Consider the following 2,074-nt stretch of genomic DNA (forward strand, 5'->3'; position numbering starts at 1 on the left):
GGCTTCGTTGCCACCAACAGCCGCGCCGTCAAGGAATACCTGCGCTTCTACAGCCCGAGCTGCACCTTCACCAACGCGCTCTCGCCGGTGCAGGTCGCCATCGTCAGCAAGGCGCTCGGTATCGTCCGCTCCGCCGAAGGCGCCCGGCTGCGCCGCGACCTGATGGACAACATCCTGTCGCTGCGCATGCAGCTCAAGGATCACGGTATGGACTACTACGGCGACCCATCTGCCATCGTCGCGGTGAAGACCGGTGACGAGGCGCTGGCCCGCATGACGGCCCGCGCGCTTCCCGACGTCGGCCTGATCGCCAACCTCGTCGAGTTCCCGGCGGTCGGAAAGGGCCTCGCCCGCTTCCGCATGCAGGTGATGGCGACGCACACCGAAGACGAAGTGACGGCCGCCGCCGACAAGATGGGCGCGGCCATGCGCATCGGCCAGGCACAACTCGATGCGGGCTACGACGCGAGCGAGTTCCGCGTCGCCGGCTGAGACAGACAAGGGGGTGCCGCCGCGAGGCGGCACTCCGCACCCGGGGGCATACGGCGACAAGGCAGGGGATCGATCCGATGATGATGGACAACAAGCTGGTGAACTGGTTCGTGCCGCAGGGGATACGCGGCCGCACCAACATCGAGATGGCACGAATTGTTGATCTATCCACTACGCGCGGTAGCCGGCGGATAAAAAAATGAACACTGCCACATCTCACGCGATCCGCGAACCGAATGTCTCCTCGCCCGAGGGAGAAGAAGACCTGGCGCCGCGGATCCTCGTCGTCGACGACGTTGCCGATAACCGGGATATCCTGACTCGCCGGCTCGTGCGCCGCGGCTTCCAGGTCACCGAGGCATCCGGCGGGCACGACGCCCTGAACCAGATCGAAACCGGCACCTTCGACCTCGTCCTCCTGGACATCATGATGCCGGATCTCAGCGGCAACGAGGTCCTGCGCAGGATCCGCGAGCGGTTCAGCAACACCGAACTGCCGGTGATCATGGTCACCGCCAAGAGCCAGAGCGAAGACGTTGTCGAGAGCCTGAGCATCGGCGCCAACGACTACGTCACCAAGCCGGTCGACTTCGCCGTAGCCATTGCCCGCATCAACGGCCAGATCGAGGCCAAGAAGGCAAGCGACCGCACCCTTCGGTCCAAGCAGACGCTGGAAGCGACGACCGAGCAACTCAACACCAGCCTGTCGGCCAAGGAAGTCGAGCTCGCGAACGAGAGCGGCCGCCGCAAGGTCTCCGAGGAGAAGCTTCACTTCCTCGCCTACCATGACTCGCTGACCGAACTGCTCAATCGCCAGGGCTTCCGCGACGCGCTCCACCACGCCATCGACGAAATGCCGGTCAATGACATGGAGCCTGCCCTCCTGTTCATCGATCTCGACGGGTTCAAGGCCGTCAACGACCTCTTCGGCCACGCCATCGGCGACAAGCTCCTGCGCGCGGCCGGCGAACGCATCCAGTCCGTGGTCCCCGCGAGCTTCGACATCGCCCGCCTCGGCGGCGACGAGTTTGCGGTCATCACGCGCTACGGCGTCCAACCCGATGCATCCATGCAACTGGCGGAACAGATCGTCGCCGAAATCGGCAAGCCCTTTACCGTCGACGGCACGCAGCTCAACATCGGCGCGAGCTGCGGCGTGGCGCGCGCCTCGCATTTCTCCTCCGACCTCGACGGCCTCGTGAAGGCCGCCGACCTGGCCATGTACCACGCCAAGAGCAACGGCCGCGGCGGCGCGGTCCTGTTCGAGGCGCGCATGCTCCAGGAGCAGGAAGAAAAGCGGCAACTGGAAAGCGACCTCAGGATCGCGGTTCAGCACTCGCAGTTCGAGCTCTTCTACCAGCCGCTGATCAACATCGACACGCGCGAGATCACCGGCTTCGAGGCCCTGATCCGCTGGCCGCATCCCAAGCGCGGACTCATGTCGCCGGAAATCTTCATCCCGTTGGCCGAGGAAACCGGCCTGATCAACCAGCTCGGCGCCTGGGTGCTTCGCGAAGCATGCAAGGAAGCGTGCAAGTGGCCGGAACACATCAAGGTCGCGGTCAATCTCTCGCCGATCCAG

3 protein-coding genes are annotated in these 2,074 nt (G+C 64.7%); all 3 read left to right on the forward strand.

Features of this window, described 5'->3' with window-relative positions:
* The coding region (locus CSC94_RS23865) for an aminotransferase class I/II-fold pyridoxal phosphate-dependent enzyme (protein ID WP_114647884.1) at positions 1-492 on the forward strand (492 nt) is incomplete at its 5' end.
* 77 nt (positions 493-569) lie between these two features.
* Positions 570-695, forward strand: coding sequence for a hypothetical protein (locus tag CSC94_RS25210; protein WP_280950011.1), 126 nt, complete (start codon positions 570-572; stop codon positions 693-695).
* Positions 692-2,074, forward strand: a 1,383-nt coding sequence (locus tag CSC94_RS23870; protein WP_099308851.1) for a putative bifunctional diguanylate cyclase/phosphodiesterase, incomplete at its 3' end; no start/stop codon positions are given. The genes CSC94_RS25210 and CSC94_RS23870, both read left to right, overlap by 4 nt.

This window comes from Zhengella mangrovi (genome assembly GCF_002727065.1).
Classification (GTDB): domain Bacteria; phylum Pseudomonadota; class Alphaproteobacteria; order Rhizobiales; family Rhizobiaceae; genus Zhengella; species Zhengella mangrovi.

Coding starts and splice junctions, on each gene's coding strand:
- CSC94_RS25210 (WP_280950011.1), top strand. CDS start 570: ATGATGATGGACAACAAGCTGGTGAACTGGTTCGTGCCGCAGGGGATA.